At 55.9% G+C, this 24,489-nt stretch carries 29 protein-coding genes, 1 tRNA gene and 1 pseudogene; 10 read left to right on the forward strand and 21 right to left on the reverse strand.

The features are described from left to right. Positions 1-61: 61 nt before the first annotated feature. Positions 62-476: pseudogene (locus ACQZ60_RS08845) on the forward strand (transposase family protein); the annotation flags it as partial. A gap of 57 nt (positions 477-533) precedes the next feature. On the opposite strand, the gene ACQZ60_RS08850 reads toward ACQZ60_RS08845, so the two are convergent. The 3 genes from ACQZ60_RS08850 to ACQZ60_RS08860 all read right to left on the reverse strand — a co-directional run bounded on the left by ACQZ60_RS08850 (position 534) and on the right by ACQZ60_RS08860 (position 3,834). Further along, the gene (locus ACQZ60_RS08850; protein ID WP_448735084.1) at positions 534-1,166 is read right to left on the reverse strand and encodes a hypothetical protein; all 633 of its coding nucleotides are present in this window, start codon (positions 1,164-1,166) and stop codon (positions 534-536) included. Positions 1,167-1,962: 796 nt separating this feature from the next. Beyond that, positions 1,963-3,237: a YcbK family protein gene (locus ACQZ60_RS08855; protein WP_020810845.1), complete on the reverse strand. Its 1,275-nt coding sequence runs from the start codon at positions 3,235-3,237 to the stop codon at positions 1,963-1,965. Positions 3,238-3,393: 156 nt separating this feature from the next. Then, positions 3,394-3,834: a VOC family protein gene (locus tag ACQZ60_RS08860; RefSeq protein WP_020810846.1), complete on the reverse strand. Its 441-nt coding sequence runs from the start codon at positions 3,832-3,834 to the stop codon at positions 3,394-3,396. Positions 3,835-4,026: 192 nt separating this feature from the next. On the opposite strand from ACQZ60_RS08860, the gene ACQZ60_RS08865 reads away from it, so the two are divergent. After that, positions 4,027-4,605: a cold-shock protein gene (locus ACQZ60_RS08865; protein ID WP_004442353.1), complete on the forward strand. Its 579-nt coding sequence runs from the start codon at positions 4,027-4,029 to the stop codon at positions 4,603-4,605. Next, a complete protein-coding gene (locus ACQZ60_RS08870) occupies positions 4,605-5,087 on the forward strand; it encodes a DUF192 domain-containing protein (protein ID WP_448735085.1) in 483 nt (160 codons plus the stop codon). The genes ACQZ60_RS08865 and ACQZ60_RS08870 overlap by 1 nt, the downstream gene beginning before the upstream one ends. A 60-nt stretch (positions 5,088-5,147) precedes the next feature. Here ACQZ60_RS08870 and ACQZ60_RS08875 read toward each other — a convergent pair whose 3' ends face one another. Next, positions 5,148-5,396, reverse strand: coding sequence for a BON domain-containing protein (locus ACQZ60_RS08875; protein WP_003522642.1), 249 nt, complete (start codon positions 5,394-5,396; stop codon positions 5,148-5,150). A gap of 213 nt (positions 5,397-5,609) precedes the next feature. Here ACQZ60_RS08875 and ACQZ60_RS08880 point away from each other — a divergent pair, with 213 nt between their 5' ends. The 5 genes from ACQZ60_RS08880 to ACQZ60_RS08900 all read left to right on the forward strand — a co-directional run bounded on the left by ACQZ60_RS08880 (position 5,610) and on the right by ACQZ60_RS08900 (position 9,106). Continuing rightward, positions 5,610-5,879: a DUF982 domain-containing protein gene (locus tag ACQZ60_RS08880; protein WP_035262940.1), complete on the forward strand. Its 270-nt coding sequence runs from the start codon at positions 5,610-5,612 to the stop codon at positions 5,877-5,879. A 213-nt stretch (positions 5,880-6,092) separates the two neighbouring features. Further along, positions 6,093-7,235, forward strand: coding sequence for a ceramide glucosyltransferase (locus ACQZ60_RS08885; protein ID WP_035262967.1), 1,143 nt, complete (start codon positions 6,093-6,095; stop codon positions 7,233-7,235). 428 nt (positions 7,236-7,663) lie between these two features. Then, the gene (locus ACQZ60_RS08890) at positions 7,664-8,101 is read left to right on the forward strand and encodes a hypothetical protein (RefSeq protein ID WP_448735086.1); all 438 of its coding nucleotides are present in this window, start codon (positions 7,664-7,666) and stop codon (positions 8,099-8,101) included. After that, on the forward strand, positions 8,094-8,582 hold the full coding sequence (locus ACQZ60_RS08895) for a helix-turn-helix domain-containing protein (RefSeq protein WP_448735087.1): 489 nt from the start codon (positions 8,094-8,096) through the stop codon (positions 8,580-8,582). Before ACQZ60_RS08890 ends, ACQZ60_RS08895 begins: the two co-directional genes overlap by 8 nt. Further along, positions 8,582-9,106 (forward strand): hypothetical protein, encoded by a 525-nt coding sequence (locus ACQZ60_RS08900; RefSeq protein WP_448735088.1) that lies wholly within the window; start codon positions 8,582-8,584, stop codon positions 9,104-9,106. Before ACQZ60_RS08895 ends, ACQZ60_RS08900 begins: the two co-directional genes overlap by 1 nt. 87 nt (positions 9,107-9,193) lie before the next feature. Here the strand turns inward: ACQZ60_RS08900 and ACQZ60_RS08905 are convergent, their stop codons facing one another. Beyond that, positions 9,194-9,520, reverse strand: a complete 327-nt coding sequence (locus ACQZ60_RS08905) for a sunset domain-containing protein (protein ID WP_448735089.1) — start codon at positions 9,518-9,520, stop codon at positions 9,194-9,196. A gap of 149 nt (positions 9,521-9,669) precedes the next feature. On the opposite strand from ACQZ60_RS08905, the gene ACQZ60_RS08910 reads away from it, so the two are divergent. Beyond that, positions 9,670-10,164, forward strand: coding sequence for a hypothetical protein (locus ACQZ60_RS08910; RefSeq protein WP_421611426.1), 495 nt, complete (start codon positions 9,670-9,672; stop codon positions 10,162-10,164). Positions 10,165-10,288: 124 nt separating this feature from the next. Here the strand turns inward: ACQZ60_RS08910 and ACQZ60_RS08915 are convergent, their stop codons facing one another. The 10 genes from ACQZ60_RS08915 to ACQZ60_RS08960 all read right to left on the reverse strand — a co-directional run bounded on the left by ACQZ60_RS08915 (position 10,289) and on the right by ACQZ60_RS08960 (position 18,480). Beyond that, positions 10,289-11,053, reverse strand: a complete 765-nt coding sequence (locus tag ACQZ60_RS08915) for a hypothetical protein (protein ID WP_448735090.1) — start codon at positions 11,051-11,053, stop codon at positions 10,289-10,291. Between the two features lie 44 nt (positions 11,054-11,097). Continuing rightward, entirely contained in the window at positions 11,098-11,529 is a 432-nt protein-coding gene (locus ACQZ60_RS08920) for a hypothetical protein (RefSeq protein ID WP_448735091.1), read from the reverse strand. 223 nt (positions 11,530-11,752) lie between these two features. Further along, complete coding sequence (locus tag ACQZ60_RS08925; RefSeq protein WP_448735092.1) at positions 11,753-14,470, reverse strand: D-alanyl-D-alanine carboxypeptidase family protein; 2,718 nt, start codon at positions 14,468-14,470, stop codon at positions 11,753-11,755. A gap of 12 nt (positions 14,471-14,482) precedes the next feature. Further along, entirely contained in the window at positions 14,483-16,111 is a 1,629-nt protein-coding gene (locus tag ACQZ60_RS08930; RefSeq protein ID WP_448735093.1) for a terminase large subunit, read from the reverse strand. Then, the gene (locus ACQZ60_RS08935; protein ID WP_448735094.1) at positions 16,111-16,503 is read right to left on the reverse strand and encodes a P27 family phage terminase small subunit; all 393 of its coding nucleotides are present in this window, start codon (positions 16,501-16,503) and stop codon (positions 16,111-16,113) included. The genes ACQZ60_RS08930 and ACQZ60_RS08935 overlap by 1 nt, the downstream gene beginning before the upstream one ends. After that, on the reverse strand, positions 16,500-16,817 hold the full coding sequence (locus ACQZ60_RS08940; RefSeq protein WP_448735095.1) for a phage head closure protein: 318 nt from the start codon (positions 16,815-16,817) through the stop codon (positions 16,500-16,502). The genes ACQZ60_RS08935 and ACQZ60_RS08940 overlap by 4 nt, the downstream gene beginning before the upstream one ends. Further along, positions 16,814-17,245: a DUF3168 domain-containing protein gene (locus ACQZ60_RS08945; RefSeq protein ID WP_448735096.1), complete on the reverse strand. Its 432-nt coding sequence runs from the start codon at positions 17,243-17,245 to the stop codon at positions 16,814-16,816. Before ACQZ60_RS08945 ends, ACQZ60_RS08940 begins: the two co-directional genes overlap by 4 nt. Next, positions 17,242-17,667, reverse strand: coding sequence for an HK97-gp10 family putative phage morphogenesis protein (locus ACQZ60_RS08950; protein WP_448735097.1), 426 nt, complete (start codon positions 17,665-17,667; stop codon positions 17,242-17,244). The genes ACQZ60_RS08945 and ACQZ60_RS08950 overlap by 4 nt, the downstream gene beginning before the upstream one ends. Continuing rightward, the gene (locus ACQZ60_RS08955; RefSeq protein ID WP_448735098.1) at positions 17,657-17,959 is read right to left on the reverse strand and encodes a head-tail connector protein; all 303 of its coding nucleotides are present in this window, start codon (positions 17,957-17,959) and stop codon (positions 17,657-17,659) included. Before ACQZ60_RS08955 ends, ACQZ60_RS08950 begins: the two co-directional genes overlap by 11 nt. After that, complete coding sequence (locus ACQZ60_RS08960) at positions 17,956-18,480, reverse strand: hypothetical protein (RefSeq protein ID WP_448735099.1); 525 nt, start codon at positions 18,478-18,480, stop codon at positions 17,956-17,958. Before ACQZ60_RS08960 ends, ACQZ60_RS08955 begins: the two co-directional genes overlap by 4 nt. A 50-nt stretch (positions 18,481-18,530) precedes the next feature. Here ACQZ60_RS08960 and ACQZ60_RS08965 point away from each other — a divergent pair. Next, positions 18,531-18,604, forward strand: a tRNA-Thr gene (locus tag ACQZ60_RS08965). 45 nt (positions 18,605-18,649) lie between these two features. Here ACQZ60_RS08965 and ACQZ60_RS08970 read toward each other — a convergent pair. From ACQZ60_RS08970 to ACQZ60_RS08995, 6 genes are all read right to left on the reverse strand, one after another. Beyond that, complete coding sequence (locus ACQZ60_RS08970) at positions 18,650-18,988, reverse strand: HNH endonuclease (protein ID WP_142185263.1); 339 nt, start codon at positions 18,986-18,988, stop codon at positions 18,650-18,652. Beyond that, entirely contained in the window at positions 18,985-19,602 is a 618-nt protein-coding gene (locus ACQZ60_RS08975; RefSeq protein ID WP_448735100.1) for a hypothetical protein, read from the reverse strand. The genes ACQZ60_RS08970 and ACQZ60_RS08975 overlap by 4 nt, the downstream gene beginning before the upstream one ends. A 3-nt stretch (positions 19,603-19,605) precedes the next feature. Next, complete coding sequence (locus tag ACQZ60_RS08980; protein ID WP_448735101.1) at positions 19,606-21,177, reverse strand: phage major capsid protein; 1,572 nt, start codon at positions 21,175-21,177, stop codon at positions 19,606-19,608. Next, on the reverse strand, positions 21,174-21,512 hold the full coding sequence (locus ACQZ60_RS08985; RefSeq protein WP_448735102.1) for a gene transfer agent family protein: 339 nt from the start codon (positions 21,510-21,512) through the stop codon (positions 21,174-21,176). Before ACQZ60_RS08985 ends, ACQZ60_RS08980 begins: the two co-directional genes overlap by 4 nt. Then, complete coding sequence (locus tag ACQZ60_RS08990) at positions 21,509-22,639, reverse strand: phage portal protein (RefSeq protein ID WP_448735103.1); 1,131 nt, start codon at positions 22,637-22,639, stop codon at positions 21,509-21,511. Before ACQZ60_RS08990 ends, ACQZ60_RS08985 begins: the two co-directional genes overlap by 4 nt. Positions 22,640-22,864: 225 nt before the next feature. Beyond that, entirely contained in the window at positions 22,865-24,418 is a 1,554-nt protein-coding gene (locus ACQZ60_RS08995) for an integrase (RefSeq protein WP_448735104.1), read from the reverse strand. Positions 24,419-24,489: the final 71 nt, after the last annotated feature.

Consider the following 24,489-nt stretch of genomic DNA (forward strand, 5'->3'; position numbering starts at 1 on the left):
CAGCGCCGCCTAAATAGAAAAGATGCCGCCCTCGCCAGAAATGTGGCCGTTTCGCGTGCAGCCAAAGATGAAGAAGCTCAGGCAGCTCGAAGACGAGAATGCGCGGTTGAAGAAGATCGTCGCGGACCTGACCCTTGATCGCGAGATGATTGAGGATGTTATCCGCCGAAAACTCTAAGTCCTGCTCGGAAGCGGCGGATGGTGAGAGGCATGCATCAGGATTGGGATATAGATCCCGCGCGCCTGTGGGGCATTGGACTTTGATCGGCCCATCTATCGCTACACCTCCCGCATTCCCGATTAGGCCGTTCTCGAACGACGCATCCGCGAGATTTGTGAAATGCGCGTGCGTTGTCGCTATCGGCGTACGCAAGTACTACTGGGAGCGCAAGGATTGCGGGACCAACATCAAGCGAATATACCGCATTTACAGGCACTTGGGCCTGCGATTGCGGAACAAGACCCCGAAGCGTAAGCCGCTTTAGCTATGAGCGCGGCGCTATAAATATCAGCTGCTTCCGACTTATTACTGGTCATTGTAATTCCCTTAAAATGCGCCAATCAACGACCCTAATCGGCAAAAGGGCTTCGCCGATGGGATTGGGCGGAAATCCATAAAAGTTCTTGATTGATAAGACAGAATAGACGAATTGCCCTCTGTAACTACAAATACTCAAATGTAATGGCAGAAGAAAAATATTATTACTTTCAATTCTCAATAAATCGCAGTCGAACGACATTTTTAAATTGCTGTTGTATTCGGGAATATCCACAGGCTGCGCTTCGAGATCGCCTATCGCAGAAAGCCCAAAAAGTGCTCGGGTGGGAAACGTGGTCGAGCCCGCTTGGTCTCGGGCGTCGTTATCCATATCCGCCAATACTTGAGACGCAAATCTTTCCGACAGTATAATAGATGCCTCTTCTTGCACGTCACCACAACCGAACGCGTGGTAGAACGTTCTATCAGGCAAACAAAACATTGGTAAAATATCAATTTTTTCATTGAAATGGAGTTTTGGCCTCGCAGTTCTCACCAACTTCAAGACATCCAATTTATTGTATGACGACATATAAATAAAAACCGCAGTAACAAATGCAAAAAATATCAATGTAGCAATAATTAAGAAAAAAATAATAAACTTTATTATTGGATTTCCAATGATCATTCACTTCTATTCCGACTAATTATAAAAATATAAATTTAGTTAGAAATATTATAGATATTATCAACATGCGACAGAGTTATTTACCAAAAGCAACCTAGTCAATATTAAAACAAAAATATCTACGATTTCACCAAATTCAGTTCGAATGTAAAACCAGCTGTAACCCTAACAGGGCACACTAATAAGCATGCAGAGCCTCGCAGCTACTTAATTAGTTCTTCCATCGAAAACCTCCAAATCCACATTGCTTTTCGAACGGTGGCCTAACTAATGATTTCAGTCTTCGGACAGCCGCAGACGACAAGAGATATCGTTTTTCAAGTGCAGGTGCGTCATAACGCTAAGCGCACTCCAACGGGTTCGGAAAATCACGAGGAAGCGAACTTCAGGCAGCGATCAAGCTCTCGTCCACGGGCTACGACTCATGAACTCTTTAAGTCGGCGTACACGCGTCACATGGAAAAGACTACGGCCATCACTCGGCTCCAGAACTATGCTGACACGCTGAGAGAAATCGGTAACACAGGCGCCGACGAAGTCACGAAGTTCAACGAGCTCGTGCGTATCGAGCTTCAAGGTGAGTAATGCTTTGTTTGCCCCCTATTAGTTGAGCACACGAAAGTCTTTCTATTTTTCTACAAGGGAATTCCGGCTTTCGGCGAGTAAAGCAACGCAATAACGCTCACGAATGAGCTTTTGCAGGGTGACGGAGAATCCGCTTTTAAACCCTAGAGAAATCTGCAAGCCAAAGGTTTACGCATTGGGTTCGATGGCCCGATGAAACCCAATCAGGAGATCATTTGCGCGCGGCAGTACGGCGGCAGCGCCAGTTCCAGTCTCTTGGCTCACCCGTGTCCATATGGACCGATTCGGTGTGGCAATAGGTGCCGACGCCACCGCGTTCCGGCAGGGAACGCAGATAGGTGGCAAGCTCCCATTTGGAGACGCCCTTGATCTGGATGTCGGCGGCATCGCAGGTATAATGCTTGGAGCCCTGCCTTATGCCCTTCGGCGGACGATAGCCCGAGGTGACGATCGCCGGGCTGTTGTAGTGGCGCTCCACATCCTTGATCATCCGCACCAGTTCCGGCTTGAAACAGCCGACTTCGACACGGTCCGTCTGCAGGAAAAGCCCGTTCGGGGCGACGCGGGTGAGGCCGGAGAGCGAAGCGAGCTTCATCAGGCCGGTCGGCTGGTCATCCTCCTCATCGAGATGGGCGTCGTCGAATTCGTCGGACATCATCGAGCGGCCGGAAAGGGCGATGCCCATCGTCCCGTCCGAAACTCCGGGCAATGCGGCGACCTGCGTATTGCCGGCCGTGCCGCTTTCAATCATTTTCGGCAGGCGCTTTTTGGCCGCACCGGCGAAAAATGCCGCAAGCGTCACGCCCTTACCCTCGCTTTCATGCCCCTCGCCGGTCGCCCTGGCGTCCACGGCTGGTTGCGCGGCAACGGCCGCGAGTTGTTCCGATGCCGACTGCGGCACGGGTACGGGAACCGGCTGACGATTTTCGCTGTGCTGTTCCGCCGGCGCCTGTGCGGCTGGCGGGACCTGAGCCGGCGCTGCCACCGGTTGCGGCTGCGCCGCCTGCACCGGCGCCGAATAGACGCTGCTGACGGCCGGAACGATTCTCTGGGAAGAAGCGCCCGCAGCAGTGGCCGTGCCCGGCGCCCCTGCGGCACCGGCAGGCGCTGCTGCTGCGGATGCGGTGGAATAAATGCTTGTCGTCCCTGCGGAGATCGCCGTTGGCTGCGTCGTCAATCCGCCGATATCGGGGGCGCCGCCATAGGCCTGCGCCGGGCCGCCCGATGCCTGCGGCTGGGCTGGCGTGGCCGCTCCGGCCGCCGATGCCACGGCCGGATCCACATAATGTCCCTGTTGCGCGCCGGCCGCGGCAGTTGAAGCGGCGGTCTGCGGCTTCTGTTGTGCGGAAATTTCCGGCTTTTTGGTCGCCGCCGCCATCTCATCGTCGGTCACCGCTGAAACGCATCCGGAAAGCCCGAGCAGCGAAACCGCGATGACGAGACGCTGACGGACCAGACGTCCTTTCGCGCTCTCGACAGTTTTCATGGGTGGCCTCCGTATCTTGCATTTCCAACAGCAGCACGGGAACGGGCGCGTGTGCTTCCCCAAAACGGAACTGGCCGTTTCGATTCGCGGACTATGCCTCATCCCCTCGGGACAAGGCAAGAGCACCCGAAAACGCCGCTGCTCACCGGAAAATCCCTACCAGGAACCGGTATTCTGCATAGATATCCACGGTTCGGCTGGTGCGAGGCTTTCGCCCTTCTGCAGAATTTCGAAGGAAATACCATCCGGCGAGCGCACGAAGGCCATGTGCCCGTCGCGCGGCGGCCGGTTGATGACGATGCCGTTCTGCTGAAGCCGGGCGCAGAAATCGTAGATATTGTCGACCTCGTAAGCCAGATGGCCGAAGTTGCGGCCGCCGGTATAATCCTCGGTATCCCAGTTATAGGTGAGTTCGAGGCACGGCGCCTTGTTTTCCTTCGCCGCAGCAATGTCGTCGCGCGCCGCAAGAAACACCAGAGTGAATCGGCCTTTTTCGTTCTCGATTCGGCGTATTTCCTCAAGACCCAGCAGGTCGTTATAGAATTTCAGTGATTCGCCAAGGTCTTTGACGCGAACCATTGTGTGCAGATACCGCATTTTCTTCCTCTCCATTACACGGGTCCGGAGCCGTTAAACGCATGATGGCAAGCCCCGGACAAGGACGGCGACATAAAAGCAGCTGCGTAAATCAAAAACTAGGGCTTGCGTGAAACCGTTACCAAGATGTTAATCTGGCGCACAGGAATCAGTTGACCGGTGTATGGCGCGTAATCGAGGGGTTGGCAGGATATGGCTGATAGGATGTCATCGAAAACGATAGTCGATGTCGAGGACCTTTCGGGCGATGCCGTGGACCTGACCGAAATTACCGGCGTCGTGAAGTGGTTCGATGTCGCCAAGGGTTTCGGCTTCATCGTGCCCGACAACGGCACGCAGGATGTGCTGCTGCACGTCTCCTGCCTGCGCCGCGACGGTTACCAGACAATTCTTGAAGGCACGCGCATCGTCGCCCTTATCCAGCGGCGCGACCGCGGTTTCCAGGCGTTCCGCATCCTGTCCATGGACCAGTCGACCGCCGTTCACCCCTCGCAACTGCCGCCGGTGCGCACCCATGTGCAGGTAACGCCTTCGAGCGGACTTGAGCGCGCCATCGTCAAGTGGTTCAACCGCACCAAGGGTTTCGGCTTCCTGACGCGCGGCGAAGGAACGGAAGATATTTTCGTGCATATGGAAACCCTGCGCCGTTTCGGCCTGACGGAGCTTCGCCCCGGCCAGGTGGTTCTGGTGCGTTACGGCGATGGCGACAAGGGCCTGATGGCGGCGGAAATCCACCCCGACAACCCGGTTTCCATCGGGATGTCGCATTGATGTCCGCCCTGCCCCATATGGTGAAAAGCGCCGTTATGGCGCTTCTTTTTTTCACGCTGGCCGCCACCGCCCAGGCTCAGCAGCAGCAGACATTCACCTCCGAAGCGCTGCAGATTGAAACCGCCGGCGGAAAGAGCCACGATTTCACTGCCGAACTGGCGCTGAACAACGCCCAGCGCGAACAGGGCCTGATGTTCCGCAAGAGCATGCCGCTTGAAAACGGCATGCTGTTCGACTTCGGTGAACCGCGTGACGTCGCCATGTGGATGCGGAACACGCTTATTCCGCTCGACATGCTTTTCATTGGCCGTGACGGCCGCATTACCCATATTCATGAAAACGCGGTTCCGCATTCGGAAGCGATCATCAGCTCCCGCGGGCCAGTAAAATTTGTGCTTGAACTGAATGGCGGCACTGCGAAGCGCTATGGCATCAAGCCGGGCGACATGGTTCGCAGCGCGCAAATCGGCAACCGGAAATGACGTTGCCGCGTTATTGCGTCTGAATGAGCCGGACGAGCTTTCGCCCGGCTGGCGCAATATTCAGTAGACCGGCTCGATATGGCTCAGAATCCGGCAATTGGAAATGGAAGCGGCAAGGTTGATGGCGATGTCGATCGCCTCGACCGAATCGGCCGTGCCTTCCAGATAGATCACATCATTTTCGACGGTTGCGGAAATGCGCGACTTTTCGAGCCCCGATTCGAAGGCCAGAGCCGACGTGATTGCCTGGCAAACGCCGGCCATGCGGTCTCCGAAGAAGCTTTCCTGAATGCCTGACAAATTGAACATATGCGTTCTCCTTCTTATGGACATAACAACGCCCTGAGGGCGGTTTTGTTCATCTCCGGTTCATCTATTTGTTCATCTTCCATTCATCTTGGAAAATTGGAACCCCCTGATCGATCACATTTTAGGTGATCGGGAACCATTTCGTGAGGCGGGCATTTCGCGCATGGGAGAATGAAAGACCTTCAAGGCAGGTAAAACAGGGAGGAGAATGACATGCTGATTAACAGAACGGAGCCGTGTCACCACGCCTCGTGGATGAAACCGGTGGCGATCCACCTGCCGCTGTGCGTCGCCGTGGAAATCTACAGCCCGCTGGTGGCGCTGGACATGCTGATGTACCGTTGGCCCGAGGAACACGGGCCGGAATATGAAGAGGCGCGCAGGAACTGCCTCGATGCCATCGCCGGCAGATGCGACATCGAGAAAGCGCGGGAATCGTTTCTCGTCGCAAGCAGTCATGCCCATATCCTGAACGTCCACTAAAATTCATCGACCGTCATGACGATTGGGCCCTTCTATGCGGAGGGCTTTTTCTTTTGCACGCGGCTTCTGCGACGCCTCCATGCACGGCGCAGCCTGCACACCAGCCGATGATGACATGTAACTGTCACGCAAACGTTATAATCGGCAGAGACGAATTCCATGGAATCGATTGGCGCGCAGACCGCCAAAAGCTTGGGAGTGGAACTGGCCAGCATGGAAACTGTCTTTGCCCTTTGCGCAATTCTGCTCCTCGGCTTCAATCTTCTCGGCATCGTTCTGGCCGGCTGGCGACTGACGAGACGGGACGCGGAAAACGATCTCGTCCGGCAAAAGCCGCCTGTCTCGCTCGTGGTCCCGCTGCGTGGCGTGGAGAACTTCACGCCCCTGACGCTGTCGCGCGCCTTCGAACTCAACTGGCCCGATTATGAGTTGCTGTTCTGCGTCGCCGACGAATTCGATCCGGTGATCGAGGCAGTTCGCAAAGCGCAAGCCGCCTTCCCCTCGGTTTCCATGCAATTGCTCATTGGCGATGACCGCATCAGCGCCAATCCGAAACTGAACAATTGCGTCAAGGGCTGGCGGGCCGCCCGGCATGAATGGGTGATTCTGGCCGATTCGAACGTGTTGATGCCGAAATCCTATATTGCGACCATGATGTCGGCCTGGCGGCAGGATAGCGGGCTCGTCTGCTCGCCGCCGCTCGGGTCAAGGCCTGCGGGTTTCTGGGCGCATGTGGAATGCGCCTTCCTCAACGGCTCGCAGGGCCGCTGGCAATATGCGGCGGAAGCCATCGGCATGGGTTTCGCACAGGGCAAGTCGATGTTGTGGAACAAGCCATTTCTGGAGGACAATGGCGGCATTCGCGCGCTGGCTGCTGAAATCGCAGAAGACGCCGCCTCGACGAAGCTGGTGCGAAGCGCCGGCCGCAAGGTGCATCTGGTCTGCGCCCCCTTCGAACAGCCGCTCGGCCAGCGCCATGCCGGCGAGATCTGGTCGCGCCAGACCCGCTGGGCGCGGCTGCGACGCGTGACCTTCCCGCAATACTTCGCGCCTGAAATCCTCACCGGCGCGCTTCCCCCGCTTCTCTTCGCGCTCGCCGCCGCCGCCATGATGGATGTAAACCTCGCCGCAACCGCCTCTGCCGTCCTTGCCCTCATGTACGTGCCGGAACTTGCGCTCGCGGCCCTCAACCGCTGGCCGATATCGCTCCATACACTGCCGGCGATGATCGTCCGCGACATGATCATGCCCGTCGTCTGGGCGCGAAGCTGGATCGGCAGCGCGGTGGCATGGCGCGGCAATGTCATGACGATCGGCACGGCGGAGAGCACTCTGGCCGGTCCGTCCGCGGAATAAATCACTGCTATTTGGAAGAAGTTACGCCGGAAAGCTGATGTTTTGCTTTAAAATGGTCGGAGTGGAGAGATTCGAAATCGCCATCTCTCCACTTTTTTACGATATAACAAATTGATTTTAATATATAAAATAAAAATTAGTAAATTCTAATTTGTGACACTGGGATGGTGCATTTTTTGTGACGCAGAACCGCCCAAAATCCACACCTCCTTTCTCATATTGTTTTAATGCGTTGTGTGTTCTGTTCAGAGAATTGAATTCAACTCGACGGCTCCTATATGAACTTCGGCTTGGCAGGCCCCTCACAATATCTAATCTAAGTTGTGTCGAATAAGTGTCACCCGCTTGACATATCGTCGCAAGGAACGGAATCTCGCCGTGCAACGCTTGATTCCTGTTTATGTATAACTTAACTTTTATAGCGCAATATGAGCCGTAAGACACCGAAGAAGCCATCAGACAATAATGACGACGGTCTTCTTGTGGGACGCGGCGACTTTGCTGACGTGCTGTTGTTCGGCGAGGCCAAGGAAGAATATGAGGCGCTGCAAAATCGAAGCGACCAGACGAGCATGCGGGAGTATCGAACAATTTCGCGATATTTTCAGCGATATGCAGACATGGGACCACAGCACCTTGATGACACCATGTTCAAGAAGCAGAGCCGCCGTAACTGCGGCGGAACTGCCGTGATGGTCTACGAGTTTAAAGCATACCAATTTCGAATCTATGGTGTGGTTGGCGAGCGAGACAGCAAACGATGTTTCAGGGGGACCGCTTGTGACCCCTCAAAGAAAAAAGATAAAGCAGATCCGCAAAAGCTCCAAAAGGCAGCGGATGAGTATGTGAGGATTACCAATGGTTAAGGACCTTAAGGAACTGACCCGTGAACAGGTGGACGCTGAAGAAGACGCGCTGATTGATTTTCAGTTTGCGTTGATGGATGCGATGAAACTGCAAGGAATGACCAAAGCAGAGCTTGCGGAGGTTCTTGGGGTTTCCCGCGCGCGTATCAGCCAACTGTTTTCGCCTAGCGCCAATCCTACGCTCAAACTTGCGGCTCGTGCGCTCCACGCCGTCGGCCTCAAAAATTGCTACCAAGCGCCTGGCAACAACAGCGAGAGCAAAGGCCGGGATGACTCGGAAGGTTCCTATGCCTTGATCGATACGGAATCGTTCTGGCTTGGCGAGGTAGTGATGGAGTCGCCGAAGCGGAAGGAAGATGTAGACGTGAATACTATGAAGTGGTTCGCTTGCCAGCGTCAAAGCCGCAAATCCGGTGCTTGGCACCAAAAAGAGGCAAGAGTTGCCAATTCTAACGGCACTCACGCGATGGAAGCGGCGTGATGGCGAAAGCTTCCAAGGATGCTTTGGATAATAAAGTTAAAGAGCAAGACGAACGACGCGATAACTACAATAGAGTAGTCGCCGCAGCGGAGCTGGGCGCTATTCAGTTGGTTAAGCTCGACTTCGATGTCTCTCCGGACTACTATATTGAGCAAGCCGATGCAGAGCTGGGTTACGTCGTTAAAGCCGAGTCCAGCGAGTATGATGAAGAATCTCGTTTGGCGGCTTGCATCATTAGCTTCCAAGTCAATGCACTGCGTGGTGATGAACCTCTTTTGCAGTGCAATGCGACATATACGGTAATGTATGAGATCGCGGATGATTGCGACATCGATGCCGTAAAAACCTTTGTCGAGCGGGTCGGCGTTTTCGCGTGCTATCCGTATTTCAGGGGAGTTTTTGCGAGCCTCGATTGGGCGGCAAACACTCGCCTTCCACCGCTGCCCGTTCATAAAGAAGAGACTAAAAAGAAAGCGAAATCTAAAGCTCGGAAAAAAGCAGTTAAGGCCCTCCCGGAACATTAGTAACCTGAAAAATCACATGTCAGCATGTGAGTATTTAAGGATTTACTAAAATTTTGTTCTTCCAATTTACCATATAGGAAGACCAAATCACTTTTGGGCCTTACGCCAGCCAGCAGCGCGGGCTTCCTCCTCCGAACAAAACCAACGCTCCCCGTATTGCGGGCTGATTTTGGTGGAGGCGTAATATTCTTGGCCGGGAACGTGATATATGCGCTCCCGGCTGTTGATGCTGATATTACCCTTAATATTGCAATCTTTTTCGGGCGGCGCGACCTCTGCCACTAGATCGCCAGCGCTGTAATAGCCAACCGCACCGATCATGAGCGCGCCCGCCATAAGGCTGGGAACAGCTTTTATGGTCGAGTTGATGCGATTTCGCTTTTTTGGCTTTAGATACTTGCGAGGGTTGCGCATAAATTTCCTCCTGTTCACGCATGGGTAGCAGTAAGTGATTTATGCGATATTTCGCTAAATGCTAAAATGCTTGCCGTCTTATGATAGTTAAAGCTGCAGGCTCTATTTGTTTGTCGCACACTGCTAGTTGCGAATGCCGGAGTAATGTCTTGTATCGATTGAAACGAAACGCGCCCTTATCATCCTCACTTGAGGCAGAATTTGAAAAGGAGGGGCAGAAGGCGCTACTTTTCTCGTTGGTGGCCGCACTCCTGAGCATTGTTGACTCTGCTGACAGGAAGATCGCTTTAGCTGGCATCAGCATCGACCTTAAAGAACAATTTCTTCTCAATGGTGCGTTCTGCGGCCTTGCTTTGGTTTACGGTGTTTCGATGCTCACGGTCGGCCTCAGGCTCTATGGCGTCGGATGGCCGAGGCAGTATGAAGCTTTTTATAAGCGCTACATCTATAGGAGAAGAAACCGGGCCGGTGTTCGATATCGTCCAACTTGGGTGAAGCGCGAAGCGAGAGCCATTTGCGCTTTTTTCAACATTGCTTACATATTCACCGGTCTCTTGATAATACCGATCTATGCCTATGGTATCATAGCGACGTGGCCGGATTTGTTTCGTTTAGTAACGTTATTATTTTCGAAACTATTTTAGACAGCCGAATAGCAAAAGCAGATTTGACTCATAGAGGGCCACCGGGGGCGTTCATCTCATCGGGCTGCCCACCACTCACCGACACCCTAATGCCCGTTGGTGAGTCTGTGTGTGGCGATACGGCCTAGCCTTTTGCCAACCGGACCAGATCAGTGGAAATGAAGCTGATTTTCTCTGTTCCAAGATGGCGGCTCGTCGCGCTGCGCGCCTTAGAAAGATACTTCGCCCAGCCTTCTCCATCATGAAGATGATCGAGGTAGCTTTGCGTCTGCCGGACAATCCTTGCCGCTTTCAGCTTACCACCTGCCCTGCCAAGGGCTTTGTCGATGGTGAGAATGCGCTCTTCGTCCAGATCGTCACCAACCACCACAACACCATGCGCATGAAGCTTTCCTGTCCGGGAGACTTCAAGGGTGAAAAGGTGTGGAAGCGAGTGGCCTAGCGCTTTTCGAAGCTCCCTGCCGATGTAACCGGAAATGAGCCGGGTAGGATCACCGGAAGCTTTGAGGGTGGCTTGAAGGCGGTCGCTGAAGTTGATCGTGAAAGCAAGCGCGCCAGAATTTTCGGCAGCCATATGGGCCTGAAGCAGCTTCTGCCCTTCAGACAAGTAACGCCATTGCTTAGGAGCCTGAAGGGGGGACGCCGTGACAGCCGCTTCTGTTTCTGAGGTGTGTGAGGTGGTTTCTTGAGGGGGTGTTGTAAGGTGTTGGGGTGCTACTAGCCTAGCGTCCTGTGGAGTTACGGCCAACCCTTGCGCCGTAAGGGTTTCAGCGCTGTCAGCCGTTTCGCTTTTTGTCGCAATTTTGCTGGTCTGCCCGTCAGCCGGAACGTCATTGACGAGGCGGCGGAACAATGGCGACTGGCCGGAATATCGGGGAGCGTTGGACAAGGGCGACGAGCCTCAAATGTTGATGCGAGCGACGGCAGGCGGGTTTAGTTTTGGGCGTGATGGCGCAAGAGCGCCACCAATTCACGGGCAACAGACGACGCGAACGTGCGCTCGTGTCCGGTGTTGAGATTTTTCAGCCGGACCGAAACCCCGACACGCGCCACCTCGATTTCGGCGTCCACGTCCAGCGTGCTACCCTTCCGGGCAAGCGCGTTTTCGATGGCCTGCGCGATGTCGAGCGTCTGCTCCGGGGTCCAGATATGAACGCCAGCGCCGTAATCAAGGTGGATAGTGCCATCTTCAAGATTGGCGATGTCGATATTGCCAAGGCCGATCTGCTGGCCGAGTCCAAGGCGCTTGATTTCATCGGTGATGAGGCCGCCGACGAGATCGGCAAGGTTGACACCCTTATGGGCTGCGAGTTGTCGAGCCTGTTCGGCACGCTCTTCGGGAAGGCGGATTGCTGCGGTAGCCAATGTGATAACTCCATTTTTAGTGCATTTAATGCGTTAGATGCACTAATATAACGCTGACCCGAGAATCATTCAAGGAATCGCGTGGTGAAAATCAAATAAATCAATGAAATTTTTGATTTAAATACATGGAATGCATATATTCCTTAGGCTGCAAGCGACGGCAGCTAAACGCTACAAGGGGAGCCGCCGACGAGCCGCTCCCCTTTTATTTTTCATATCATTGTCAACGGGATCGCGAGTTTAGAAAGTTGCCGGGACGTGATTGCGCTTGGACCTCTTTTGCGATCAGGCCGCGCACCGTTCCCTCAAACTCCCGCGAAATCCGTTTCGCAAGATCAGCATTTTGCTCTGGCGTGCCTGCGCTACCATTGACCGTGATCGTTGGCGCAATTGAAATATTCTGCGTCTGGCTTGCGCTAACGCCACCGGAAAAGCCACCTGAGAGCGTCGGCGTTTCCGTGACAAGACCGCCTTCAGCATAGCCGCGCTTGGCGGCTTCATGCATAGCGTCAAGATTTCTCACGCCAAGCGCACGGGTCGCCTGTTTGGAGAAAACGAACTCATCGGCATGCACGACGCCTGCGGGCTGATGCTTGCTACCGGGACCAGTCCAACCGCCTTCGCTGAAGCCGAAGAGGCCACCGAGAAGCGCGCCAAAGATACCGCCGAAGCCGCCACCAGATGAGGATTTGCCGCCCATACCGAACAGACCGGCAAGCGGGCCGTCGCCCATGAGCACGGCCTGAAGACCGACTTTGATCAGGGTTTGCAACATAGATTGAAGCGCCTGCTCCGCCGTCATTGTGCCGGAGAGAAGGCCAGCAAGGGCATCGGTCATCTGCTGGCCGAAGAAATTCCCGGCTTCCGCCAAGCCGTCCTGTTTCTCCCGGAGACGGTCGGTTGCCATTTCTGCTTGCGCCATTCCCCCCGCAAGCTGAGCGATTTCTGACCGCTGCTGTGGTGACAGGGCGATACCTGCCCGCTGCGCTTCGGCAAGCATCTGCTGCTCATACCGGAGCGCCGCTGCCGCTTGCTCGGTCATGCCAAGCGCTTGCTGTTCGGTGCGCTGTGCGTCGGTGTATTCCCGTGCGCCCGCCGTGATCTGGGAATAGGCGTCCGCCTGCCGGGTTGCGGCATGCGTCAACCGTTCGATTTCGGCGGTGGTATCCTTGCTTCGGGCGCTGGCGTCTTCAATGTGCCAGTTCTCATTCGAAAGCGGGAACGCAAGGCCATAGTTGCTGGCGTTCGCATGCACCCATTGCCGGGAAGCATCCGACTTATAGCCGAGATCGGCGGCGTTTCCCCGATTGTGCTGTGAATTGCCCGGAGGGGCGACCCACTTCCGGGCAGCTTCAGGGGAGCCATATTTCTTCAGCGCCTCAAGCCAAAGCTCTTGCTGGCGCTGCACCGAACGGAAGCCGGAGTTGATCGTCACCGAACCTTGAAGCTCTTTCGGCATGGACGCGATCATAGAGGCAAGCCGCTTCTGGAAATCAGCCTGCATGCCGGTGATGTGCGATTGCGATTTGCCGGAACCAAGGATTGCCGAAAGGTAACTGGCCGGGTCGTCGGTCGCGGATTTGATGTTGAGCGATGCCAGCGCCTTGCCGCGCATTTCGCTAGCCAAGGCCACTTCGCGCCCGCCCTGCGCTTTCGAAAGCGCCGCCTGATAAACGGCTTCAATCTGGGCCTTCTTGTCGAGGTTCTGAAGCTCTTTTGCAAGTTCCGGCACTTCATTCTTGAGCGCCCGGATCGCGTCGGCAAAGTTCTTGATATTGGCCGTTGCCTTCGCGGCGGCGCTGTCGGTGCCGCTCATGGCAGCGTTAAGGTCGGTGATCGGCGGTTTTGCGCCCGCCGCTTCCTCGCCGGTCTTGTAAATGAAGCCTTCGCTGTAACCGTTGCGGCGGTCGAGAACGTCACGCAAGCGCATGGCTTCCGTGGTGAGTTCTTCGATCTTCTGTTTCTGCTTGTCGATATTCTGGCCGGTGATCGGGTCATCGGGATCAAGCAATGCCTGTGACTGGAGATCGGCCAGAACAGCTTTCGCTTCCTGAAGGTCATCGTAAACGGCGGTCAGGCCGCGTTGCACATTGCGGCTTGTCTGTTCTTCGACCCTGTTCCATCTATCGAGAAAATCATCCATCGCACCGACAAGGCCGACAACGGCCTGTTTGGTGAAGGTCGAAACGGTGGTGCCGATCTTGTTAAACTTCCGGTCCAGTTCATCGGCACGGGCGATCATTTCGTCGCTCATCACAGCGCCCAGCTTGTGTGCTTCCGCAATGGTTTCCCGGATGCCGTCAGCGCCACGAGACAGAAGTTCAACGAAGCGCTCACCCCCGGTTCCGCCGAACAGTTCGTCAGCGATGCGGATTTGCGCCGCCCTGTCGAGTTGCTGCAATCGCCCGATGATTTCGACAAGCAGGGCGGAAGGGTCTTTGAGTTTTTCCTTGAGGTCGCTGGCGCTGAAGCCCAGCCGCTGGAACGCTTCGGCAGCAGACCCCTTGCCGGTATAGATAAATTCATCTGCCCGGAGCGAAAGCTCCTTCATGCCGTCCGTCAGTGCGTCAACGGGAATGCGCGCCTGTTCCGCGACATAGGCAAGCTCTTGAAACGCCTGATTAGACAAACCGGCACGCTTCGCCTCGCTTCCGATATTGGCGATGCCCTTTGTCAGTTCCCCCACGCGCCCGATGATCGTATCAAGCCCACCGATGGCAAGCCCGCCGATGATGCCACCGGCCAAGCCTTTGCCGAAAGCACCAACTGTCTTCATGGCGCTACCCATGGCCTTTTCAATACCGGAACCGGCCTTCTCGGCGTCGGTCTGCATTTGTTTAAAGCCGGTTCGGGAACGCTGTTTCTGGCGCTCCATATCCCGCTCATACCGGTCAAAACGCGCCGCGAGCGTAATAAGCAACTGCTGACCTTCATCTGCCATTTTCAAAACACCTTATGCTGCTTCGGCCATCAGGGCCGCAAATTCGTCTTCGGGAAGGTTATAAATCGACCTGCTGTTATCGCTCTGGATGGCGCGGGAAACGGCCATGGCGGCGGCAACAGCGCCGTCAATGCGATCTGTGCGCTTGTCTTTGTGCATTCGAACAAGGCCGGTATCGCCACGGCTGGCGACAACGGAATTAAAATGGTGCCTAAGCACCGGGTGGGCATTGTGGCGGATCATGCGCCCGTTGACGGTGCGCTCAAGGTCGCCAATCGCCGGTCCCATGGTGAGCGGTGCCTGTCGCATTTCGATAGCTGGCAAGCCGTCATCGTGGAGGCGCTGCATAGTCTTGCGGGCAAGATACGGATCGAAGGCGATCTCACGCACGTCAAACGTGCCGCAAAGATCGCGAATATGCTGTTCGATGGCTTCCGGTTCGATGATCGGGCCATCAATGGCGATCACATGACCGTCAGCCGCCCATTGCTCATACGGCACGGCGTCTTTCACGGCGCGGGCTTTGAGATCATCACCGGGGAGAAAGAACCACGGATGAATGAAGATACGGCCATCGCCATGCTTCCAAGCGGCAACAATGGCCGTCAGGTCGCCATTAACCGACATGTCCACGCCGATGTAGCAAGGCAGGGTTTCAAGCTCGGCCAGATCGAAATTAGGGTCATGGCCTTGATCATAGATACCCATATCGAACAAGGGTTCGCGGGAAGCGCCCTGCCAGAGATTCAAGTTGAATTGCATGAAGGCGAACCGCTCCTGCGGCCTGTCTCTGGCGTCGGTGACAAGGTTTTCAAATTCCTCAATCGACACGAAGCCGTCAGCAAGGCCGGGGTTTGCCTTGTGCCACGTTGCCGGGTCATCCCATGCATCGTCCGGGTCGGCCATGAACAAGATGGGCAGATATGACGGATTGAATTTCTCACCTGTCGCAATCTTGCAGGCGTTGACATACTCATCATAGAGCAGGTTTTCGTTACCCGCGCCCGCCGTGCTTGCAATTATTGTCAGGGGCCGCTTTTTCACGCGCGAGCTTTTGAGCGCTTCCCATAATTCCCGATTTTTCCAAACATGCAGTTCATCGGCAAGAATGAAGGTGGGGGAAAGGCCGTGCGCTTTGCCGCCGTCTGAAGACAGGACTTCAAGGCCGCTCTTTTTCAGGTCGCAATTGATCAGACGCTTGCCGGTCTTGCTGCCGTAAATCTTCGTGGCACGAACCAGCCGCTTATCCTCACGGATGATGCCAGCGGCTTCATTGAAGGCGATCTTGGCTTGATCGCTGTCTTTGGCTGCGAAGATGGCTTGTCCACCGGGAACGGCTTCAGGGCCGATGCTATGAAGCAGCGCGAGGGCGGCTGCAAGCGTGGTCTTCCGGTTCCCTCTCGGCATCAAAAGCAAAACCGATTTCACGATCATCTGGCCGTCTGGCGTGCGTGGGCCATAGATGCGTCGCACGATGCGCTCTTGCCAGCGGGTGAGCGTGAAGGCGCGTTTGGGCGCGCTGCTGGATGGATGGCGAAGCATGCGAAGGAAGCGCACAGCACGCTCCCCGTAACCGAACGGATCAGGAATCGGGGAATTGTCAAACACCCAAGCCGGATAAGTAGACGCGCCCTTTGCCATCACGTTACCGCCAAGGGGTTATCGTCGTCATCGTCGGCGGGGCCAGCGTCACCAATGCGCGAACGGCTGGCAGGCATCAAACCATATTCGGCGGCAAGCTGGCGGGCCGTCTGCATGTAACGGATTTGCAGACCGCCAAGCTTCATGTCGGGAACGGCCATACCAGCCATCTGTTCTGTGATCTGGGCGACGAAGCCGACTGCCGTGCAATAGCTTTCGATGCCAGCAAGATCGCCGGTCGTGACGACGCCACGTTTGATCAGCACCGGAAACACGCGCCGCCATTCGGCTTTGGCGTGCGGTGAAAGGCGCTTAGGCGGCGCTGGCATTTTGGTGATGGCGGTGCTGTCGCGCTGGATGGCCGGTTTGACGCCGCGATTGTGGATGCTCATTTCAGCACCTCACCACGCAACTCAAGGGCTTCGTATCTGCCGATTTCCTTGATCTCCTTCAGGCCGTAGGCGTTGCCGTTATAGGTGACGCGATCTGCCGTTGTGATGCCCGGCATATATCTGACACGGAAAATGATGCTGCCGGTTTCCGCCTCGCCAAGGGCGGTGAAAAACTCCGTGGCCGACTGCTGGATGATTTCGGCCCAAACGACGGCGACGGTAGCCCATGACTTCACGACGTCACCGGACGGTTTCACAGTTTCGGTCTGGCGTTCGATGGTAATACGCCTATCCATTTTGCCCGCGTTGATCATTTAAACCACCTTATCAAAGCTTCAACGGACAGAATGGAATGGCCGTATTGAGGATCGGGGTCGCGTGGGTGCCGGATGGTCGTGACCGCGAAATGATCACAATAGGCTCCTGCGATCTCCATTTCGGCAGACAGATTGTATTTGGACAGGGCATCATTCACGGCGGCGGCAATCTCTTTGGATGCATCCTGCCCGGCGTCCAGCGTCCAAACATGCAGGTCGAGATACACCCACGCGGCGGTCTGGGCGCGATAATCATTGCCATGCAATTCGGTGTTGCCGTCTGCGATCACGATGCAGGGTGTCTTGTCGGGCCGTGTGCTGCCTGCCCGGATATGGGTCGGCGGCACAAGGGCGGCGACTTCCGGTTTGTTGATCAGCCGGTTGCGGATGGCGGTCTGAAGGGTGAGAACAGGTTCGATACTCATTCGCTGGTCTTTCTATTCCACGCTTGGCGGATTGCCTTTCGGCCTGCCCGGTCAATGCGTTGCTGCGCCCGTTTTCGCTGAAGCCGGAAGCCCGGCCAAAAGAAGGGCTGTGCGTCGGATTTGCTGGTCCCGTATTCGACCAGATGCGGGTAGCGCGTGTCGGTGTCGCCCACGGTGATGATGACTTCGTTGTCACCGGCAACACGGTTGCCGCCGGGCTGGCTATACGGCGGGGTGGACTGGCCGGGCAGCGTGACGGTGATGGAGTCCCGCAACGCACCTGTATCTTCCGGCGCAAGGGCGCGCTGCGTGGATGCGATTGACTCTGCGGAGGTCGTCAGGGCTTTAAGCACAGCATCACGCGGGGCTTTCTTCACCCGGTCGAATGCTTTCATGAGATCGTCCAACCCGTCATTCGCCATCGTGGAACCACCTTTCCCGGTAGTTATCGAGCGTCTGCGTGACGGTCTGCGGTGCGATCTGGCTGGAAATCCCGAACGTTGCGAGATTCCGGCACTCATAATAGAAGCTTACGAGCCGGAGGATCGCGACTTTCAGATCAGACGGTAACGGGTCAAGCTCATCAAGCGGCCTGCCGATATAGTTTGCGACATACTCACACGCCCCTTCGATGAGAAGCATGATCAATGCATCTTCCTCGCTGTGATCAATGCGCAGATATTGCTTTGCGAGATCAGGTGTGATGAGCGTCATTCCGCTGCTTCCTTGTGAAAGATTATTTCAGGACTTTTTCGAAGAGACCTCCCCGCGCCGGTCCCTTCGAAGGGGTGCAAATCGTCAGACACCCCCGGAGGGCTATTCGCGTCCTGTCGATCAGCGTCCGCACAAGCCCGTTCGTTCGGTTGCTTCTTTTGGGTCTTGTTTGGCGTCGTGAGCGCTTCTTCGAGCGGGATACCTTTGGTCAAACGCAGTTGGAGGGAACTGACACTCAAGTTCAGTCCTTCCGCCCATTTCTGTAGGGTTTTGGTGATGCCATTCACCGTATAGGTGGGTGTCAGGACATGGCGCGACCGACTGTTAACCTGCTCATTACAGAAGACGGGCAAGCGCTGGCGTGGATAACCGATCTTCATCGGTGTGGTGATTGCGTCAGCAATAGACAGGCCACGCTCAAGACGGGCGATGATGATGCCCGGTGTGATGCCGTAATCCAGCGCCCATTCGATAATGGATTGCTGGATGCCGTCGTGTTCAAGGATGGTGGCTGGTGTCATGACCGCCTCTTGACAAGTTGGTTGCGACCCACCAAATTACAACCCGTTGACCTTTCGTAGCTCAACTGGATAGAGCGCCAGTCTTGTAAACTGGGGGTTGTAGGTTCGAGTCCTACCGGGAGATCAGAAGGGCGTCCTCGTGGCGCCCTTCGCCATTTCTGCACCATAGTCATGCCTGTCGCTCCTGCCGCTGTTTCGTGGAGCTATGGCAAGGCGTGCAGAGGGATTGCCAGTTGCCGCGAAACCAGAAGAGGCGCTTATCGCCGCGATGGGGAATGACATGATCGACAACGGTGGCGGCGCTTCCGCACATCCGGCAAGATGGGTGCGCACGAAGATATTCACCCCGGGCCTTACGCCACTCATGGTTATAACCGCGAAGGGCTGCTGAAGGGCGGCGGGCATCATGGCGCGCGTTGCGTTTGCGCTTGGCCTTCTCCTGGCACTGGCAAAGCTGGCCGTGGGGAACGATGGTGCCACATGCACAAATCCGTGGGGGCTTGCTCATTTGCGCTTCCCGGAAGATTTGAGTGCCTGAAGTCCTGCACGGTCAAATTCAGGGTCAAGGCCAGCGGCAATGTTGCGCTCTGCCTGTTCCGGGTCTGGTTCTTTCTCGTCGGAACCGCCGCCGTGAATGGCTTTAAGCTTCTCAAGATGCGCTCTATAGGCCCGGTCGATTTCGGTAGGTGTAGCGTTCCAAGCCTGTTCAGGCGTCCAGCCAAGCCAGCCGGTCGCACGGTCATAGAGGGCCGCGAACACTTCAGCCCATGTCACCTGCTTGCCGGTCGTGTGCAACGGTTGCACACGCTTTTCCGGTGCTGGCGTCAGCATGGACACATGCTCGAACAACGGCGCACGAACAGCAAGAAAGAAAGGGAAAAGCGGCCTTCGCTGCACGGCAGTCAGGAAGGCCGCTGCATTCGGGGTGCCGCTGCTTATTTCGGAGGCCCGAATGATCTCACAAATAACTGTGTAGTTCAGGTCTTCCAAGGCAGCATGAAGCGCCGGAAGGCCGAAACGTTCTTCAAGGATGGTGGCAGCCCGCAACGAAGGGCGAAGGGTCACGGCGATACCGCCATGACTGATTTCCACCTGTTCGAAAGATGCGCGCTGCTTTCTCATGGCTTAGGCCGTGATCTTGAGCTTGGCGAGAGCTTCGCCCATGATCACGCGGCCACCGACACGGCGGCGTGCATGCAGCTTCACCACGCCGTTACCAGCGCCGGTAATGTCGTCGCGGATGATGTCGAAGCCGACACGATCAGCGATGGCGTAGCCGCTGGCGAAATCACCGAAGATAATCGGGGTTTTACCGGCTGCGATGTCCGGCGCGTCCACGGCTTCATAAACCGGACGGCCCAAAAGCAGCGAAGGCTGACCTGCGGTAATACCGGGCTGCCAGATATAGGTTCCGTCGCTATCCTTGAGTTTGCGAACAACGCTCATGGTCTTCCGGTTCATCAGCCACGAGCCGTTGACCGAATAGCTCGTCTTGATGTGGTAATAGAGGTCGATCAGGGCTTCGGCATTGAAGCCTGCGGCAGTGGCAACGTCGATTTCTTCCACGTCATCCGAGTTGAGAACGCCTTCTGCCTGCGTCGTGCCGTTGCCGTTGACGAACCACGATGCTTCGATCTGGCCGAACCTGCGGGCAATGTGATTGGACAGGAAAGCTGCAAGGTCGATCTGCGCGTCTTCCAGCAGAATACGAGTAACCGGGACAGTCACGGCCATTTCGAACGGCTTGAGGTCGATCTGTTCGAACGAAGGCTCATCTTCGGCAGCGGTGGCGGTTTCGGCGCGGGGTGCCGGGGTGACTTCATCGACAAGGCGCGGAAGCTGAAGCAGCGGGCCGGACATGGCGATGGTCTGGGCAAGACCGCGAACCGGGGAGTATTCGGCCACCTTTTCGAGAATGGTCGTGGCGACGGCTTCCGGTGCGAGAATGCCGCCCGTGGAGGAACCGCCATAAGCGAGTGCCTTCACTTCAGATGCATCGCCCGTGCGAACGAAGTCCGAGAAGGCTTTGACTTCGTTGCCGTTGTCATTCGAAGCCTTGGGGTGATTGTTGTTGTCGGCGGCAGGGCGGCGGTTAAGCTTGGCCTGCATCGTCGCGATATCGTCCTTGAGCGCCTTGATTTCTTCGGCGCTCACAACCGGGTCGGCATTCGCCACCGGCTTGTTCTGCTCTGCATTTTCCATTTTGGGGTTTTCCTGTTCAACGTTGAGGGGGTGAGACTTTGTCTCGGTAATGCGAGCGTCTGGATGGACAGGCCGCTTGCAAAGGGAGATTTCATTGATTGTGAGGGCCGTCAGAACGCGGCCACCTGCCGGACGTGCCTTTGCTTCATGAAGGCGATATCCGATGGACAGGCCGGACATGGTGCCACGCTGAAGGGCAAGCCGGGCCTGCCGGGCAGGTTCGATGCCTTCAACGAACAGACGGCCTTTGACCTCAAGTCCCTTGTCGGTGACAGAATAGGACTCCCAGACGCCCACGACGCTTTTCTGCTCGTGCTCCACGATCATCGGGACACGCGGGGCGAAGCTGAAGGCGGATGGCTCAATAAGATCGCCGTAGCTGTCAGGCTGGCCGAACGGCCAAGCGATTCCGGTCACGGTGCCGGTGTCGTCAATCGAGACTTCGGCCTTGATTTCGAGATTGCCTGTTTCGATGGCGCTGGCGGCGGCTGTCATTCTGCCACCTGCGAGATTGCGTCATTCACGGCTTCAACGCCGAAGAATAGGCTGGTGATAACTCCGTCTGCAACGGCAAAAACTTCGGCCAGCGGCCTGCCGATGACATAGACAGACATGAGCCGGTGGGCTTCTTCGGGGGCAGTGCCGCCGCCGATCAAGCCAAGCCGGATGATCTCGGAAACGTCTGTGAAGCTGTAACTGGTATCGCGGAAACGGCGGAAAAGCGCACCGACACCATGGCCTGTTTTCGTTTCAAGCTCGATGATCAGGTCTCGGGTCGGGAAGGCAAAGGCTTTTTCGCCGTCGCCAAAGAAGGCGCGGTGTTCCGTCATTTGGCGGGTTCCTTTTCGAGGGCCGCAACAGGCGTTGCGCCGGAGGTGGTATGGGGATTGATCAACTCGTCGCCACCGGGAAGCGGCGGCATATTGAGGATGGCGCGGGCTTCGTTGGGTGACATGACGCGATTGGTGACGAGCGCCGTAATATTCGCTGTGCGCGATGCCATGTCAGCGCGCATGAGGTCATCGACAACAAATTCAAACCAATGGTCGTTCTGTTCGATCTCGGTCAGAAGGACAGTTGCAAGGGCTTCCTGCCACTTGTCGAGCCATGGCCGGAGGCAAAGCTGAAGGAAGCTTGCACCCATCTGTTCGGCGTTGGACCACGTCGCCCGCTCAAGCTGGAAAAGCAGGTGCGGTGGAACGCCGAAGACGCGGGAGATTTCGTTGATCTGTTCCAGACGGTTTTCGACATACTGGCTATCGGTGGAGGTGAGCGCCGGGGCTTCATACTTCCAACCGCCGTCAAGAATGAGCGGATCGGCTGAAGCGCCGCGCATCCATTCCCGGAAGCTCTTGCGCATGTTGGAAATGATGGTTGCGCCAGCTTCCCCGCCCTGTGCCTTCTCATTGGAAATGATTGCGTTTGGACGTGCGCCGGAGGTGAAGAACGTTGCGCCGTGCTTTTCCAGAACGGATGCAAGGCCAATGGCTTCACGGCCAAATGAGATCGGGGAGCGATTGAGGAAAGAAGGAATATGAAGGATTTCGCTGTGCGGATAGTCGCGGGAGCCGCCGTTCTCGGAAACACGATAGAATGGCGGGGCTGCGCCAAGGCTGTCTTCCATGACGGACACGGTGCCGGGCAGAAGCCGAATAAGCTCAAACGGGCGTCCATCGGGATATCGCACAACGCGGGCAAAGCCGTTGCCGTAGATCAGAGCGTCGGATGTAAGCTGTGTGCGAATTGCGCCCGCGCCCGTCCATTCGTTCGCACGCTTATGGACGATCTTATGGGCGGTGTGCTTGTTGGCGATTTCCTTGGCTTCCGCCTGTTCCCGGTAGAGTTTTACCGGCAGGGAGCCAATAGATTCAGAAATCAGGCGCACGGCTTGAAGAACAGCCGGAGTGTTGAGCGCCGACAAACCGCCGATGCTCACACCGCTGGAAGCAGTGCGCACGCCAAAGAGTTCTGAAACAGCAGGATCGGACAGGAGATGAGCTTTACGCTCCCCTATTCCAATCCTGTTTTTGACTTCGCTCCAAAAACCCATCTGGATAACATTCCTATTTAACTTAGGAATATTATCTCACGACAGGATTCGAATGTGAATCCCGATAAGTTAAAAAACTTCAGAAAATATGATATAATATCGATTTTGAATCAGAAAAATTGATGCATCGTCTTAGGGGATGATGTCGCGCACGGTTTTCATCTGTTTCGCGATCTCGACAAGTTTCACGTCGCTGCCGCCATAGTCGTCAGCGGATGACCCGGAAGACCTCCCCATGATGTAGAGGGCGGCCCGTTCAGACACGCCTCCTGTTAGTGCGTCTTCGAACAGATGGCGGAAACCGTGGTTCGGCGGGGGCAAATCGGTGCGCTTCGGGAAGACCTTTTCATGTATCCATTCGCGCAAGCGCTGGTCTTCATTCTTGCCACCGGGAAAGAGCTTGCCGTCTGGTTGTGCTTTCACCCATTCGATGAAGCCTTCCTTGATCAATCCGGGGTGCACCGGCACCTTTCGCGCCTTGTGCGTCTTTGTCTTTCGCCCGTCGCCAACACGGATATGAATGAACCAGAAGCCTTCTACTTCGAAGATATCGCGCTTTTCCAGCACTGTGATTTCATTCACTCGCGCACCGGTATGGGCAATGATCCATGGTATCCAGCGAAAGCTTGCTCGTGTTGCGCTCCGGGCAAATTCGAGGAAATGACGGGCATCTTTGAGTGAATAGGTCCGTTCGGCACTGTCGCCCTTTTGAACAACCGGAAGCTCCAAAGCCGCCCACGGTTCCCCTTGTGGAAACATCTGGTTTTCGGCCTGCTTGTTTGCCTCACCCATCAGGGTTCGGATGATGGTGATTTTGTCGTGCACGGTCTTACGGGACAGCTTGCCATCGACAAGCATGTGATCACGCCACGCCCTGCCCTCTGCGAGTGTTACCGTCGCAACGGCCTTATCTTTTCGGAAAGCCTCAAAATCGTCTTTCGCGTTCCGATATTTCTCTAAGGTCGCTTCCGATTTCGGACGGCTGAGACCGATGGAAGCTAGTCGCTCCTGTTCCTTAATAACGTCCTCAAAGGTTATGCCCGCAAAAGGCGAGGCTACAGGCTGACTTGCCTCCTGTCTCACGGCGTCGACAAGCATGGGGTGAGAGGGTTCTCCGTTGAAATCCCCATCGTTGCGCTCGTAGCGCCGTGCAACAGCCTCGTAGGACGCGATGCAAAGCGCCTGCGCTAATGCGCGCCACTCCGGCGTTCCCTTCACGGCGTCGGTGTTTCCTGCGAGACGTGCGCGCTCGATACGGGAACCGACGAGTTCTTCTAGTTCGTCGTCGGATAGTTTGCCCGCAAAGCCGTCGCGGAATGGATGAGCGTCATATTCCGGATCGGGGTCAATCTGCGCATAGCGAGGGTCATGCGCACGAATCTCGGAATCGAAGCTGATCTGGCTCTGGTAGTCACGTAGGGCGATTTGTTGGGCGGTGAGTGGATGGGCCGCTGGCTTCGGCTGCTGGCCGGTCGCGGCTTCATGCTTCAGTCGGGCAATGCCAATCTGCCTCTGCATCGAAGCAACGGCGGCGGCATGGTTGCGAAGGGCGCTTCGCCGGTCGCAACCCAGCTGAATTTCGAGTTCTGCCCGATTATCAAGATATGGCCGGAGCGATGAAGGTATGACGATCCTTGCGGAATACCGCCCGTTACGCTCTTTCCAATGTTGAGGTTTGCCCGCCATTCGGACCCCATTTTGTGACGTGATTTGTGACGTCAATATGGGGGAAAAGCCTTGCTATGCAAGGGGTTCTA

This window comes from Agrobacterium sp. 22-223-1, assembly GCF_053522385.1.